11 protein-coding genes are annotated in these 14584 nt (G+C 73.1%); 2 read left to right on the top strand and 9 right to left on the bottom strand.

Annotated elements, in window-relative coordinates; translation table 11 throughout:
- Positions 1 to 173 precede the first annotated feature (173 nt).
- Positions 174 to 776, top strand: a complete 603-nt coding sequence (locus OG447_RS31750) for a cupin domain-containing protein (protein WP_266941084.1) — start codon at positions 174 to 176, stop codon at positions 774 to 776.
- 259 nt (positions 777 to 1035) lie between these two features.
- Here the strand turns inward: OG447_RS31750 and OG447_RS31745 are convergent, their stop codons facing one another.
- The 3 genes from OG447_RS31745 to OG447_RS31735 form a co-directional block, all read right to left on the bottom strand.
- Positions 1036 to 1800, bottom strand: coding sequence for an SDR family oxidoreductase (locus OG447_RS31745; RefSeq protein WP_266941082.1), 765 nt, complete (start codon positions 1798 to 1800; stop codon positions 1036 to 1038).
- A 71-nt stretch (positions 1801 to 1871) separates the two neighbouring features.
- On the bottom strand, positions 1872 to 3365 hold the full coding sequence (locus OG447_RS31740; protein ID WP_266941112.1) for an FAD-dependent monooxygenase: 1494 nt from the start codon (positions 3363 to 3365) through the stop codon (positions 1872 to 1874).
- Positions 3366 to 3588: 223 nt separating this feature from the next.
- Positions 3589 to 4779, bottom strand: coding sequence for an NAD(P)/FAD-dependent oxidoreductase (locus OG447_RS31735; protein WP_266941081.1), 1191 nt, complete (start codon positions 4777 to 4779; stop codon positions 3589 to 3591).
- 366 nt (positions 4780 to 5145) lie between these two features.
- On the opposite strand from OG447_RS31735, the gene OG447_RS31730 reads away from it, so the two are divergent.
- Positions 5146 to 5922 carry an alpha/beta fold hydrolase gene (locus OG447_RS31730; RefSeq protein ID WP_266941079.1) on the top strand — a complete coding sequence of 259 codons (777 nt, stop codon included), beginning with the start codon at positions 5146 to 5148 and terminating at the stop codon, positions 5920 to 5922.
- 102 nt (positions 5923 to 6024) lie between these two features.
- Here OG447_RS31730 and OG447_RS31725 read toward each other — a convergent pair whose 3' ends face one another.
- From OG447_RS31725 to OG447_RS31700, 6 genes are all read right to left on the bottom strand, one after another.
- Positions 6025 to 6753, bottom strand: coding sequence for an SDR family oxidoreductase (locus OG447_RS31725; RefSeq protein WP_266941078.1), 729 nt, complete (start codon positions 6751 to 6753; stop codon positions 6025 to 6027).
- 1 nt (position 6754) lies between these two features.
- On the bottom strand, positions 6755 to 8266 hold the full coding sequence (locus OG447_RS31720) for an FAD-dependent monooxygenase (protein WP_266941077.1): 1512 nt from the start codon (positions 8264 to 8266) through the stop codon (positions 6755 to 6757).
- Positions 8263 to 9762, bottom strand: a complete 1500-nt coding sequence (pcaB, locus tag OG447_RS31715) for a 3-carboxy-cis,cis-muconate cycloisomerase (RefSeq protein ID WP_266941076.1) — start codon at positions 9760 to 9762, stop codon at positions 8263 to 8265. Before pcaB ends, OG447_RS31720 begins: the two co-directional genes overlap by 4 nt.
- Positions 9759 to 11774 (bottom strand): FAD/NAD(P)-binding domain-containing protein, encoded by a 2016-nt coding sequence (locus OG447_RS31710; RefSeq protein WP_266941074.1) that lies wholly within the window; start codon positions 11772 to 11774, stop codon positions 9759 to 9761. Before OG447_RS31710 ends, pcaB begins: the two co-directional genes overlap by 4 nt.
- A 697-nt stretch (positions 11775 to 12471) precedes the next feature.
- On the bottom strand, positions 12472 to 12882 hold the full coding sequence (locus OG447_RS31705) for an enediyne antibiotic chromoprotein (protein WP_266941111.1): 411 nt from the start codon (positions 12880 to 12882) through the stop codon (positions 12472 to 12474).
- A gap of 128 nt (positions 12883 to 13010) precedes the next feature.
- Entirely contained in the window at positions 13011 to 14561 is a 1551-nt protein-coding gene (locus OG447_RS31700; RefSeq protein WP_266941073.1) for an MDR family MFS transporter, read from the bottom strand.
- Positions 14562 to 14584: the final 23 nt, after the last annotated feature.

Below are 14584 nucleotides of genomic sequence, written 5' to 3'. Positions count from 1 at the left end.
GCGCCCCAGGCCAGACGGGTCGCGGCGGGCGCAGGCGGCCCGCGCCCGCCCGCGTACGGCGGCCGGCGGCGCGGCGGCAACCCGTTCAACTGCGCGCGGCGGGCCGCAGTCGGACGGGCACCGGTCTCGGTTAGATCGGGGATGCGCAGACATCCAAGCTGAAAGAGGACTCGATGACGTACGTCGTTCACCCCGGGGACCGGCCGGAGGGTCGCCGCGGGTTCGAGATCGTGCTGTCGAACAAGATGACCGACGGCGCGGCATCGCTGGTGGAGACGCGCCAGGGTCCTGCCTGGTCGGGTCCGCCGCTGCACACGCACGCGGAGTCCACCGAGACCTACTTCGTCGTCTCCGGCAAGCTCATCGTCCAGGTGGACGACGAGGTCGTGGAGCTCGGCCCGAGCAGCATGGCGTACATCACCAGCGGCACCCGGCACACCTGGGCGACCCCGCCCGGGGAGGGCGCGCACTTCCTCACGCTGCACATGCCGGGCGGCTACGAGAACTACCACCCCACCGCGCTGCAGGCCGAGAAGGACAACGGCGGCCCGCTGACGCAGGAGGACCTGTTCAAGATCGCGGCCAAGTTCGACTGGCGGCCGTGCGGCGAGACGCCGCAGCGGCTGACGCCGGACGGCCGGCTGGTCCCCGCGTCGCAGGCCGACGACGAGGCGGCGCGGCTGCGCGCCGAGTGGCTGGAGGCCAACGGCCAGGAGGTCCGCGTGGAGGCGATCCACGAGGACGGCTTCTACGAGAAGGCCGGCCAGGGAGCCTAGTGCTGTGACCGCAGCACCAGCCCTCGCCTGACCGCGCGTTGCGGGGTGTCCTACGCGTTCGTGTGCCCAGACCCGAAGTGGGGGTCTGGGCACCTGCGCGTGTCTGGGGGGAGGTGTTAACGGCGTTAACGCCGTTAACGCCGTTACGACTCCGCGGTTCGGCGTGCCCTGTGGAGCAGCCGGATGTACGGGGCCCGGGTGCGGACAGCACACCGCCGGGACCCCCGGACGGGGGCCCCGGCAGCAGGGGTGCGGTGCTCTAGGCGGCGACGCGCTCGGCGAGGAACTCTTCCCAGGTGCGCTTGCCGACGAGGGTGCCGGTGAGGGCGAGGTTGTCGCCGGCGCGGTAGGCCTTGCCGGCCTTTCCGGGCATGCGGATGGGGAGGAGGGGGCGGCGCTTGCCGGTGGCGGTGAGGTAGCTGCGCAGGAGGTCGCCGAGGGGGTAGACCTTGGGTCCGGCGATGTCGGCGACGCGTCCGGCGGGCTGGCCGAGGGTGAGTTCGACGAGGCGGGCGGCGACTTCGCGGGAGTCGACGGGCTGGAACTGGAGGCCGCCGGGGGCGGGGACGATGGGCATCTTGGACATTTTTTCGCCCATCATGAGGACGATGTCGTGGAACTGTGCGGCGCGGAGCATGGTCCAGGGGATGCCGGAGCCGGTGATGGCGTTCTCGGCGTCGAGCTGGGTCTTGAACCAGCCGATGGGCATGGTGTCGGCGCCGATGACGGAGATGTAGACGAGGTGCTTGACGTGGGCGCGCTTGGCGGCGTTGACGAGGTTCTGGGTGACCTTGTCGTCGCCCTTGGTGCCGCCGGCGAGGTGCAGGACGGTGTCGACGCCCTTGAGGGCGGGGTCGATGCCCTCGCCGTTCATGAGGTCGACGGCGAAGTACTCGATGCCGGTGGTGTTCTCGCGCGGGGTCCGGCACAGGACGCGTACGTCGTGGCCGGCCGCCCGCAGGAGGGGGACGACGTGCTTCCCCAGGTTGCCCGTGCCGCCGGTGACCAGGATGGGTGAGGTCATCGCTCCCGTGTCTCCTCTTCCATGGTGTGTGGATGTGCTGTTCGTATGACTGCTGAGCAGGGCCGGAGCCCTCAGGCGTTTACGGAGGCCCGCGCCGCGCCGAGCCAGCGGCCCAGTGCGCCGGACAGGTCGCCGCCGTCGGGCGCGGCCCAGGCGATGTAGCCGTCGGGGCGGACCAGCGCCGCCGGCGGTACGGAGTCCAGGGCGCTGTCGCCCTCCACCGGGACCCAGCTGCCGGAGACGACGTCGACCCGGCCGGACCAAGGGGCGGCGGTCTGAGGCGCCGCGTCGGAGCCGTCGGTGGTGATGAGCACCGCCCGCCCGGCGCGGAGCAGTTCGGCGACCCGGGTACGGGTGCCGTCGGGCAGCTCCAGCTCGCGGTGGGGGGCCAGGCGCCGGCCCAGCAGGGGGTGGTCGCCGGAGCCCATGTCGTATTGGACGCCGAGCCCGCTGATCATGCCGGCGAAGTGCGCCGCCACGTTCTTGTCGTCCATCAGCTCGCGCATGACCGCGCGCAGCGGGTCGATGCCCTCGTCGCTGAGGTAGAGCATCGAGCCCGAGTGCGTGTTGCGCAGCAGCTGCTCGCCGAGGGGGTACCGCTCGGAGTGGTAGGTGTCGAGCAGGCTTTCGGGTGCCGAACCGGTGACCACGGCCGCCAGCTTCCAGCCGAGGTTGACCGCGTCCTGGATGCCGGTGGCCAGCCCCCAGCCCGCCAGCGGGGGAGTCTCGTGCGCGGCGTCCCCGGCGAGCAGGACCCGGCCGCGCCGGTAGTCGGTGGCGAGTCCCGCGCCGTTGCTGAAGGCGGCCATCCAGCGCGCCTCGCCGTGGTGGATGGACTCGCCGGTCATCCGCTGCCAGGCGTCGGCGACGTCGGTGAAGGTCAGGGTGGCGGAGTCGGGGTAGGGCGGCAGGCTCCGGTCGTGGATGAGGACCCGGTAGTAGCCGTCGCCCAGGCTGACGGACAGGATCATGTGGCCGCCCGGCACGTGCTTGCCGGTGGGACGCTGCGGCAGCTCGACGCCGGTGACGTCGGCCATGTACATCCCGCGCGTGGACTCCCAGCCGGGGGCCTCGATGCCGGCCAGCCGGCGGACGGTGCTCTGGCCGCCGTCGCAGCCGACGAGGTACGCGGCGTCGGCCTCGACGCGGCCGTCCGGGCCTTCGAAGCCGGCGGTGATCCCGTCCTCGGTCTCGTGGAAGTCGACGAGCTCGTGACCCCGGACCACCGGTACGCCCAGCTCGGCCAGCCAGTTGCCGAGCATCTCCTCGGTGCGGGCCTGGGGCAGGCCCAGTACGCCGTGGTGGCTCTCGTCCAGCATGCCGAGGTCGATGCCCACGCCGCCGAAGTGGCCGTTCTGGCCCGTGCGGTACTCGCCGAGGCGGGTGAGCAGGCCGCGCTGGTCGAAGACCTCGGCGACGCGCCGGGTGAAACCGAGAGCGCGCGATTCCCCGGAAGCGGCAGGCAGCTTGTCGTAGACGGTGACGTCCGCGCCGCCGAGCCGGATTTCACCCGCGAGCATCAATCCGACCGGTCCGGCACCGACAACTATTACGCGAGTTTTCACTTTCCGGCTCTCCCGTGTGAAGGCGATGCTGGCGGCATTGAGCGTGAGCGTAGCGGGCAATCTGCCGCCGTACAACTTATCCAATAGTCGAACCGGAAGGTTTGGCTCAGACTTTTCTGTCTGAACTGGGGGAATAGCAGTCCGGCCCCCGGTCTTTTCTCAAGCGGTTTACGAGTTCAATTCGAGCCGCATTCGAGCGGCATTCGAGCCGGGTTTATCGGCCCTATTGTGCGGGGGCGGCGGCCGCGTACGCGGCGGCGGTCACCGGGGCGTCCCAGTCGATGCGGTACTCGAACTGCCAGTCCATGTTCTCGGGCTTGATCTCGCTCGCCCCGCGGGCGCCGGCCTTGCTGGCGTTGGTGCGGGTGGCGCCCTCGATGATCCGCTCGACGCGCTCGCGGCGCAGCAGCTCGTACGCCCTGAAGGCCTCCTCGTACGGCAGGTCGCGCAGGCAGCGGGCCAGCTGTACGGAGCTCTCGATGGCCTGGGAGGCGCCCTGACCGGAGCTGGGGGAGGCCGCGTGGACCGCGTCGCCGACCAGCACCATCCGGCCCCGGCTCCAGGTGGGGACGGTCGGCATGGTCTCCAGCGGGCCGGTGATCAGCAGGTCGGCCGGGTCGGTCCGGCGCAGCAGGTCGGCCGCGGGGGAGCGGTCGTCGGTGAACGCCTCGCGCAGTACGGGCAGCCACTGCCCGTTGCCCACCGCCCGGGCCTCGGCCAGGGTCATCGGCTCCGGGTGCGGCAGGTTCACGAACCAGCCGCCGGAGGAGTCCTCGTGCACCAGGTAGCCGAAGGAGGCGCGCTTGCCGTAGGCGACGTGCAGCCTGCCCTCGGTGGAGGCCAGGCCCGTGTCGCCCAGCTGGGCGGCGAAGCCGAGCAGGCCCGCGTACTGGGGCTGCGGCGCGGCCGGGTCGATGAGGGTGCGGACCGTGGAGCGGATGCCGTCGGTGCCGATCAGGATGTCGGCGTCGGCGTGCGTCCCGTCGGCGAAGTGCGCGCGCACGCCGTTCCCGGTGTCCTCGGCGCCGACCACCCGCTGGTCGTGCAGGGTGCGGATGCCGCGCCGGGTGGCTTCGTCGTACAGGGCCCGGTACAGGGCGCCGCGCCACACGAACCGGGAGGGCGGCAGCTCGGACGGGAGGCTGATCTCGCCGATCACCTCGCCGTCCCCGCTCTTGAGGACGGTGCCCCGCATGGGGATGCCCACGGCGCGGACGAGGTCACCGGCGCCGATGGCGTCGAGCGCGTTCACCCCGTTGGGGGCGAGGCTCAGACCGCCGCCGATCCCGTCGGCCGTGCTGCTGTACGCCTCGTGGACGGTGGCCTCGATCCCGGCCTGGCGCAGGGCCATGGCGGTGATCGTGCCGGCGATTCCGCCGCCGATGACCAGGGCGGTACGGGTCTGGGAGCTCATGGTTTCTGCCTTTGTCGGTTGAGGACCAGCCGTCGTTTCGGCCCGGTACAGGTCAGCCGACCCTGTCTCGACAATCGAATTCGCCGAATCGGCAGCGCCCAGCGACATGGCTGACTTTTCGGGTGAGGTTAGGGCAGTGGCAGGATCCGCTTCAAGGTGTTCAACTGTGGCGCCAAGTGCAGTCGGACAGCTGATACGTCCGGACCGTGCTCAACACCGTCCGTTGACAGCGGTGGAAATACGCGACTATTTTTCCAGCCGGACATGGAAAGATGGCGAGAATTGGCTGCATTTTCAGGCCGTCGATTCGGCGGCCGGCCGCCGCCGCGAAATCACGTCATCACGTCAATTCGACAGGAGAGTGTGATGCGCAAGGTCGTTTCGCGGGACGGCACGACGATCGCGTACGAGCAGGCCGGCGAGGGCCCCCCGATCGTCCTCCTCGGCGGCGGGTTCCGCGACCACACGGCCTTCGACACGCTCGTCCCCGAGCTGTCGGGGCACTGCACGGTCTACGCCTACGACCGGCGGGGCCGGGGGCAGAGCGGCGACTCCCCGGCGTACGCGGTCGAGCGGGAGATCGAGGACCTGGCCGCCGTCGTCGAGGAGGCGGGCGGCAACCCCGTCGTCTTCGGCGGCTCCAGCGGCGCGATCCTGGCGCTCGAGGCGATGATGGCGGGCGTGCCGATGCGCAAGCTCGCCCTGCTCGAACCGCCCTACCGGGTGGAGGGCTTCCGCAAGCCGGAGGAGACCTTCGCGGACAAGCTCCAGGCGCTGCTGGACCAGGAGAAGCGCGGCGAGGCCGTCGAGTACTTCCTGGCCGAGCACGTCGGCTTCCCGCCCGAGTGGATCGCCGACTGGAAGGCCAGCCCGATGTGGGCGTCGAACGAGGTGCTGGCGCACACCCTCCCCTACGACACCCAGGTCATGGGAGACGGCCGCATCCCCGTCGAGCGGCTGGCCCGCACCGAGGTGGAGACGCTGCTCGTCAACAGCAACGCCACCAGCGACTGGCTGCTCACGGCGACCGCGGCGACCGCCGCCGCGCTGCCCGCCGGACGGCGCCTGGAACTGCCGGGCGTGTGGCACCGGGTGCTGCCCGAGGTCCTCGGACCGGTCCTGGTCGAGTACGTCACCGGCTGAGGCACTGCCGGAACGGGCCGCCGCCCGCCCCCGTCCGCGCTACGTACGCGGCCGGGGACGGGCGGCGGCCCGTTTCCGTACGGGAACGGCTACCGGGCCCGGCTACCAGGGCACCGGGCCGTTCTCGTCCTGGGAGGTCCCGGTCGGCCCGTCGGGGCCGAGCGTGGCCAGCCGGACGGCGACCACGGCCCCCTGCTCGACGCTCTGATGGCCGCGGTGGCCGTTCATGTCGGTGGCCGTGAAGCCGGGGTTGGCGGAGTTGACCTTGATCCCCGTCTCCCGCAGCTCCTTGGCGTACGCGAGGGTCAGCGCGTTCAGGGCCGTCTTGGACGACTGGTAGGCGACCTGGTTGTAGTCCTTGAACTCGCCCGCGAGGTCGGCGTTCAGGGCGAGCGAGCCCACGTTGCTGGACAGGTTGACGATCCGCCCGGCCGCCGAGCGGCGCAGCAGCGGCAGCATCGCGTTGGTCACCGCCAGCACGCCGAAGACATTGGTCTCGTACACCTCCCGCACCTGCCCTGCCGTCGCCGCGCTGGGCGGGCCGAAGAAGCCGCCGGTGATGCCCGCGTTGTTGACGAGTACGTCCAGGCGGCCGTACCGCTCCTCGACGTGCCGGGCCGCCTCCGCGACGCCGGCGCCGTCCGTCACGTCCAGCCGCAGCGCCTCGGCGCTCAGGCCCCGGGCCGTCAGCGCGGCCGCGGCCTCCTTGCCGCGCACCTCGTCGCGGGCGCCGAGGAGTACGGCGTACCCCAGCTCGCCCAGCTGCCGGGCGATCTCGAAGCCGATGCCCTTGTTGGCCCCGGTGACCAGGGCGCTCTTGCGGCCGGACACCTCAGGCCTCCTTCGCGGGCTCGCCGAACCAGCGGGTGAGCGCGTCCTGAAGGCCCCCGGCCCCCGAACCCGTACGCCCGACCCAGGCCACGTAGCCGTCGGGGCGCACCAGCAGCGCGCCGGCCCCCTGGAACGGGCTGTCGGCGGCGGGCTCGTGCAGGGCCGCGCCGACGGTGTCGACCCGGTCGGCCCACGCAGCCGCCACGGCCCGCACCCCGGCATCCCCGGTCAGGTCCAGGAGCAGGCCTCGGGCGCTGCGCAGCAGCTCGAACGTGCTGGTCTTGCCCGCGGCGGCGGCTGCGGCGGAGGCGTCGACCAGCTCCTGGTCGGGCAGGCGCCGCCCGAGGAGCGGGTGGTCGCCGGGGCCGACCTCGTAGCGGATGTCCAGGCCGGTGACCATGCCGATGAGGTGCGTCCGCACCTCCTCGAACCGGGTGAGTTCCGCGAAGACGTCCCGCACCGGCTGCATCTCCTCGCCGGTGATGTACAGGCTGCGCTGGGTGAGGGTGTTGACCAGGACGCGGGCGCCCACCGGGTGCCGCTCGCTGTGGTAGGTGTCGAGCAGGTCCTGCGGGGCGTGGCCGTGGATCTGCGCGGCCAGCTTCCAGCCCAGGTTCACCGCGTCCTGCACGCCCGCGCTCATGCCCTGCCCGCCGATGGGGAGGTGGATGTGCGCGGCGTCGCCGGCCAGGAGGATCCGCCCGCGCCGGTACTCGCTCGCCTGGCGGCTCGCGTCGGTGAACTTGCCGATCCACCGCGGCGTGCCACCGCGGATGTCCTCACCGGTCAGGCGCTCCCAGGCGGCCGCGACCTCCTCGAAGGAGGGGGCCTCGTCGCCCTTGCGCGGGACGACGCCCGCGTCGTAGTAGGTGACCCGGAAGATGTCGGGGCCCTGCTGGAAGGCGAGGACCATCCCGCCCGGGACCCGCTCGCCGTTGGGCCGCGGGCGCACCTGGACGCCGACGACCTCGGCGAAGGCCATCTCGATGCGCGCGTCGTGGCCGGGGAAGCCGATGCCCGCCTTCTTGCGGATCGTGCTCCGGCCGCCGTCGCAGCCCACGAGGTACGCGGCGCGCAGGCGGGTGGGGCCGTCCGGCCCGTTCACCTCCACCTCGACGCCGTCGTCCCCGGCGTCGATCCCGGTGACCTCCCAGCCGCGGCGCAGGTCCGCGCCGAGCTCCCGCGCCCAGTCGTCCAGGACGGCCACGGTCAGCGACTGCGGTACGCCCTTGGCGCCGTAGGAGCCGCCGGGCACCTCACGGTAGTCGAGGGGCACCCCGCCGAAGTGGCCGATGTCGATGGTGCCGAAGCCGCCGAAGCGCGGCAGCAGGCCGCGCTGGTCGAAGGTCTCGATCGTCCGCGCCGTGAAGCCCAGGGCGCGCGACTGGTCGGTGGGCTCCGTCGACCGTTCCAGGACGACGCACTCCACCCCGGCCAGGCGCAGCTCCCCGGCCAGCATGAGCCCCACGGGCCCGGCTCCAACGATGATGACGTCCGTATCCGTGTGGCTCATGTCGCCCCTTGGTGGTGAACAGATGAATGGCTCCCGGCAGCGGCAGCGGCAGCGGCCGTCGGCCGGTCGGCCGGTGCGCGGTCGGACAGTGCGCGGTCGACCAGCGGTCCGGCCAGGCCGGTGTATCCGGCCGGGTCGAGCAGCGCGGTCAGCTCCCCGGGCGTGAACACCCCGCGCAGCTGCGGGAGTTCGCCGAGCACCTCGGCCAGCGGCCGGGAGGTCTCGGCCGCCCGCCGGGAGGCGTACGTCAGCAGGTCCTTGGCGGGCGCCTTGCCCAGGAGGGGCGCGAGGACGGCCGAGACGCGCTCGGAGACGATCTGCCCGCCGGTCGCCGCCAGGTTGGCGCGCATCCGCTCCGGGTGAACGGCGAGCCCCCGGACCAGTTCCAGGCAGGTGTGCGCGGCCCCGCCGGCCAGCCGCAGGCACTCGCGCAGCGGCTGCCACTCGGTGTGCCACACGCCCGCCGAACGCTCGTCCTCGGTGGCCAGGCACTGCGTCAGGACCGAGGCGAGCGCGGGCACCTGGAGGGCTGCGGAGCGGATCAGGGTGGCCAGGACCGGGTTGCGCTTGTGCGGCATCGCCGAGGACGCGCCCCGCCCGGCCCCCGCGGGCTCGGCCACCTCGCCGATCTCGGTGCGGGTCAGCACCAGCACGTCCGCGGCGATCTTGCCGAGCGCGCCCGTGGTGTGCGCGAGCGCCGCGCCGAGGTCGGCGACGGGCGTGCGCAGCGCGTGCCAGGGCAGGACCGGCGCGGCCAGGCCCGTCTCCTCGGCGAAAGCGCTGACCAGGCCGTCGAGTACGGCATCCGGACCGGCGTCGTCCCCCGCGTACTGGAGGTAGCCGGCCAGGGTCCCGGCCGCGCCGCCCAGGGAGACGGGGAGCCCCCCGTCCGCGACCCGCTCCAGGCGCTCGGCGGCCTCCAGGACCAGCTGCCGCCAGCCCGCCGCCTTGAGCCCGAAGGTGGTGGGCACCGCGTGCAGCGCGAGCGTACGGCCCGCCATCACCGTGTCCCGGTGCGCGGCCGCGAGAGCGCCCAGGGCCCCGGCCGTGGCCCGCAGGTCCGCGCCGATCAGCCGCAGCGTCCGCGCGGCCACCAGCATCGCGCCGGTGTCGAAGATGTCCTGGCTGGTGGAACCCCGGTGCACGTACTCGGCGGCCTCGGGCGAGCGCTCGGCCACCACCGTCGTCAGCGCCTTCACCAGGCCGACGACCGGGTTCGCCGTCTCGCGGGAGGCCAGCGCCAGTTCCCGTACGTCCAGGTGCTCCGCGCGGGCCGCGGCCGTGATCACCCCGGCCGCCGCTGCGGGAACGGTCCCGCACCGGGCCTGGGCGCGCACCAGGGCCGCCTCCGCGTCGAGCATCGCCTGGAGCCAGGCGGTGTCGCTCACCGCGGCCTCGGCCGGGGTGCCCGCCCGGACCGGCGAGAGCAGCCCGCTGTCCGGCGGGCAGGCGGGCGCGGCGGCCGGGGCCGCCGCGCCGGGGGTGGCGTCCGTCATGCCGTCGCCGCCGCGCCCGTGCCCAGCGCCCCGTGGTCGGCCCGTACGCCCAGCCGCGCCGCGCCGGGCGGCAGTTCGGGCAGGTCCAGGACGGCCGCCGCGATGGCGTCGGAGTCCTCCAGCGTGACCGATCCGACGCCCGGCCGGATGCCCGCCGCGGTCACCCAGTGCACGGACTCGGTGGGCACCCCGTAGGCGAAGCGCCGGGGATGCGCCGCGCCCTGGGCGTCCAGCAGGCGGTAGGGGCGCTGCGACACGGCGAGGCCGCCGGTCTCGTACTCCTCGCCGCCCGCTCCGCCGATGCGGTACGTCCGGCACTGCCCGGTGCGCAGCAGATGGCCCATCAGCGGGTCCGCGGTGCGGCGCAGGTCGATCTCGGGCAGCCGGCACTCGATGAGTACGGTGGCCCGTACGCGCACGCCCGGGATCTCGGCCGAGGTACCGGTGAACGAGGGCCCCCGCGGGTCCCGCGGATCGGCTTCGGCGCGCATCCCCGGGCCGGTCACCTCCAGGACGCCCGCGTCGATGAGCGCGGCCATCTCCTCGATCCGCGACGCGGGCGGGCCGATCGACAGGTAGGCGTTGAGCGGCGTGTACCAGCGGTCCAGCTCGTCGCGGTGCGAGGCGGCGTCGAGCCCGCCGTGGTCGACGGCGAGCCGCAGCTCGTTGCGCAGGTCCCGCAGCAGGTCCAGGGCGGCCTTGACCGGCCCGCTGACGTTGCCCTCACGGGCGTGGCGCACGTCCCGGTCGAGGTGGTCCCGCAGCCAGGTGCGGAACTCGGCGAGGTCGCGGAAGGCGCGCGCCCCGTACGGGCGGGCGACGCGCTCCCAGTCCCAGCGTTCCTCCGCGCCGACACCGGCCTCGTCCAGCAGCCGCAGCTCCTCCGCGCCCGGCTCGGCCGCCAGGTAGCGGGCGGCGAACCCGGCGACGGCGGCGGGCGCCGTACGGGGGGCCAGCAGCGCCTCGTAGTAGACGCACTCGACCTCCTTGGCGATCAGCGGCCACAGGTCGGTGCCGAAGCGGATCGCCCCGCGGTGCGCGGTGCGGGCGCGCAGCGCCGCGATGTACTCGGCGGTCAGCAGCCGGGGGAAGTACCGGCCGTGGGCGCCCTTCTCGTTGTCGCCGCGCGCCTGGTAGGGCACGCCGCGCCGGGAGCCCGCGTACAGGCGCGGCTCACGGCCCGAGGGGCGGTAGACGAGCCGGCCGCCGACGCGCTCGAAGACGCCGCCCCGGGCGTGCGTGAACAGCGCCATGTAGTCGAAGAAGTTCAGGCCGAGCCCGCGCAGCAGCACGTTTTCGCCCGGCGCGACCGAGGACAGGTCCACGTCCGCCGGGTTGGCCGGGCCGATGTAGGTCAGGCCGCTGCGGGCGGCGAACTCGCCCAGCTCCCGCTCGGTCTCGGTGGGCCGGACCTGGACGTGCCCCTGCGCCAGCACCACCGCGGACAGCCCGGTCAGCCGGGTGCCGTCCTCCAGGAGCACGCTCTGCGGGTCCGCTCCGCGCGGGCCGGCGTCGCCGTCCTCCAGCGCGACGGCGCGCACGGGGTGCACGTGGACCGTCATGTGCGCGGCCGCGTTCGCGGTGACCTGCTGGAACACCCAGGTCAGGTACTGGCCGTACAGGGCGCGGGTGGGGTAGGTGTCCGGGCCCAGGTCGCGGGCCTCCGCGAGGGTCTCGTCGTCGTAGGCCACGCCCGAGCCGGGGGTGAGCGCGCTCGGGCCCAGCGCCTTGGCCCACTGGTAGAGGCTCGGCCCCTCCTCCAGCGGTCCCTCGACGGTGACGCTGTCGTCGGTGTACACCGTGACCTGCGAGGCGACGGTGTTCATCAGCAGGTGCCGGGGCTGCGAGGGCCGCCACACCCGCCCCGAGCCCGGGGGATCGGGATCGACGACGTGCACGGTGACGTGCTCCCAGCGGGGGGACTTGCGCTCCTGCGCACAGAGCCGTTCCAGTACGGACAGCCCGCGCGGTCCGGCGCCGACGAGGCAGACTTCCATACGTCCGCTGCTCACAAGGACACTCCGCTCAGCAGACGGGGACGGCCGCGACCGCGGCGCCGCCGCGTCGGCTGCGCCGGGGTGCCGGCGTCGTCCCCGAAGGTCATGGTGGATTCCCGGTGTTCCGGGTAGAACAGAGCGGCCGCCGTCACCGGCGGCCCCGCAGGGGGTCCGGCAAGACCTTCGCGGTCGCCTCCGTGGGTACCGTCCACAGGGCCTCCTTCCTCCGCAAAGGTCGGCCGCGACGCTCAACCCGGGCTCGGACGGCGCTAGAGGGGCTGGCCGGCGGGTGTGCGGCAAGGGTTGGCAATCCGCGGCGGACAACAGCACAGGCACCTCCCGCGGCGGCGGACCGGCCACCGTGCGGAGGTGCCTGCTGTGTGCCTGCGCGGGGTCACCGCTCAGGCAGCCTCGTACGGCGGGTGCCGGGAGCGCGCGGGGTCACCGCGCGCCTGCGGTCGCCGTACGGGAGGTGCCTGCCGTGCCCGCGCGGGGTTGCCGCGCGGCCGGCCGCCGTTCGAGAGGTGTCGTGGCTGCGCGGGGTCACCGCGCCGTGTCAGCCGCCGTACGGGGTCCCCCGCGCGGGATCGCCGCGCGGAACCCGCCGTACGGGAGGGGCCGGGGCCGGGCCAGGGGCCGCGCGGGGTCACCGCGCGGTCGGCCGTGCCCCCGCGTCAGCCGGCGGTCACGTCTCTCAGGCCATGTCCGGGACCTAGTTGAAGGAGATGTTCGAGCCGACCTGACCGGTCGTCTCCTGCCAGGCCACGACGCGGCACTGCGTCACGGCACAGTCCACGGAGATGGCTGCGCCGGTGGCCCAGTCCGTCGCCTGGAAGGTCTTGTGCACCTGGTAGTCCTGCTGGAAGCCGCCGTTGGCGTCGGCGTTCGCGACCACCGCGGTGGCGCAGACGATGCCGTCGGCACACTGGGCGACGCCGACCTCGCTGCCCGCGGCGTAGCCGGCGCCCGTGACCGTGACCGACTGGCCGTCGGACAGGCCCGTGGAGGGCGAGACGGAGACCGTGGCGGCCGCGGAGGCGGGACCCGCGGCGAGGGCGATGGCGGCGGCGGCGGTGGCGCCGAGGACGGCGAACTGGGACAGACGCGTACGGGTGATCTGCATGGTCAACTCCACATCGTGTGCGGGTTCGCTAAGCGGGTTCGCTAAGTAAGAGCGTGATTCGTGATCACGCCCCATCAGCGTCCGAGGCACCGGATGAGATTCGCTTGAGAAGCACTCGAACTCGCAGGTCAGTGAGGTTGTGCGGCAGGCGGTGCGGTGTCGTCCAGGGCCTTGCGCAGGGCGACCTCCCTGACGAAGAGCCCCGCGACGAAGGCGATCGCGCCCACGCCCGCGCCGACGAGGAAGGCGGCGTGCGTCCCGGAGGCGGTGGCCTGCCGGTAGGCCTCGCGCACCGGGGCGTCCAGCGTGGCCAGGCCCGCCGCGTCCAGCTGGGCGTGCTGCGGCGAGGACCCGCCGCCGGGGGAGTGGCCGGCCATCGCCTCCTGGAGGCGGCGGTTGAAGAGGGCGCCCATGATCGCGACGCCGAAGGAGCTGCCGAGCATCCGGAAGAGCATGACCGAGGCGGAGGCCACCCCCATGTCCTTCATCTGCACGCTGTTCTGCGTCACCAGCATCACGATCTGCAGCAGGCAGCCCAGGCCCGCGCCGAGCACCGCCATCGCGATCCCCGACTCCAGCCGCGAGGTGGAGGTGTCCATCCGCGACAGCAGGTACATCCCGACGAGCATCAGCGCGCCGCCCGCCACGGGGAAGGCCTTGTACCGCCCGCTGCCGCTGGTGACCCGTCCCGACACGGCCGCGACCACGATCATCGTGCCCAGCATCGGGAGCAGCAGCAGCCCGGAGTTGGTCGCGGAGGCGCCCTGCACGGTCTGCTGGTACAGGGGCAGGAACAGCACCGCGCCGAACATCACGAAGCCGGTGGCCGTCCCGATCACCGCCATCAGCGAGAAGTTGCGGTTGCGGAACATGTACAGCGGCATGATGGGCTCGGCCGAGCGGCTCTCCCACCAGACGAATCCGGCCACCGACAGCACGGCGGCCGTCAGCAGCGTCACGATGACCCCCGAACCCCAGGCGTACTCCGTACCGCCCCAGGTGGTGACCAGCACGATCGCGGTGATCCCGGCCGTCAGCAGCCCCGCGCCGAGGTAGTCCACGCGCGCCGGGGAGCGCCGCTTGGGCAGCTTCAGCACCGCCACCGCCATGGCCAGGGCGATCGCGCCGACCGGCAGGTTGATGTAGAACGCCCAGCGCCAGCCCAGGTGGTCGGTGATCGTGCCGCCGGCCAGGGGGCCGCCGACCATGGCGAGCGCCATCAGGCCGGCCAGCATGCCCTGGTAGCGGCCCTGTTCGCGCGGCGGCACCAGTTCGCCCACGATCGCCAGGACCCCGGCCATCAGACCGCCCGCGCCCAGCCCCTGGACGACCCGGAAGCCGATCAGCTGCCCCATGTCCTGGGCCATGCCGCTGAGCGCCGACCCCGCCAGGAAGATCACGATCGCGGTGAGGAAGACGCCCTTGCGCCCGTGCATGTCGCCGAGCTTGCCCCAGATCGGCGTCGCCGCGGCGGTGGCCAGCGTGTAGGCGGTCACCACCCACGCCAGGTGCTCCAGCCCGCCGAGATCGCCCACGACCGTGGGCATCGCCGTGCCCACGATCATGTGGTCGAGCTGGGCCAGCAGCATCGCGATCATGAGCGGCAGCAGTTGCAGGCGTACGCTGCGCCCGCGCGCCTCCGCCCCGATGCCCGCTGCCGCCACGGTTGTCGCCACCATTGCTTCCCCCTGTTCGGATGAAA

This window comes from Streptomyces sp. NBC_01408, from assembly GCF_026340255.1.
Taxonomy (GTDB): Bacteria; Actinomycetota; Actinomycetes; order Streptomycetales; family Streptomycetaceae; genus Streptomyces.
Note: the sequence above shows the minus strand (reverse complement) of the source record. Positions and strands in the feature narration are given on the sequence as shown.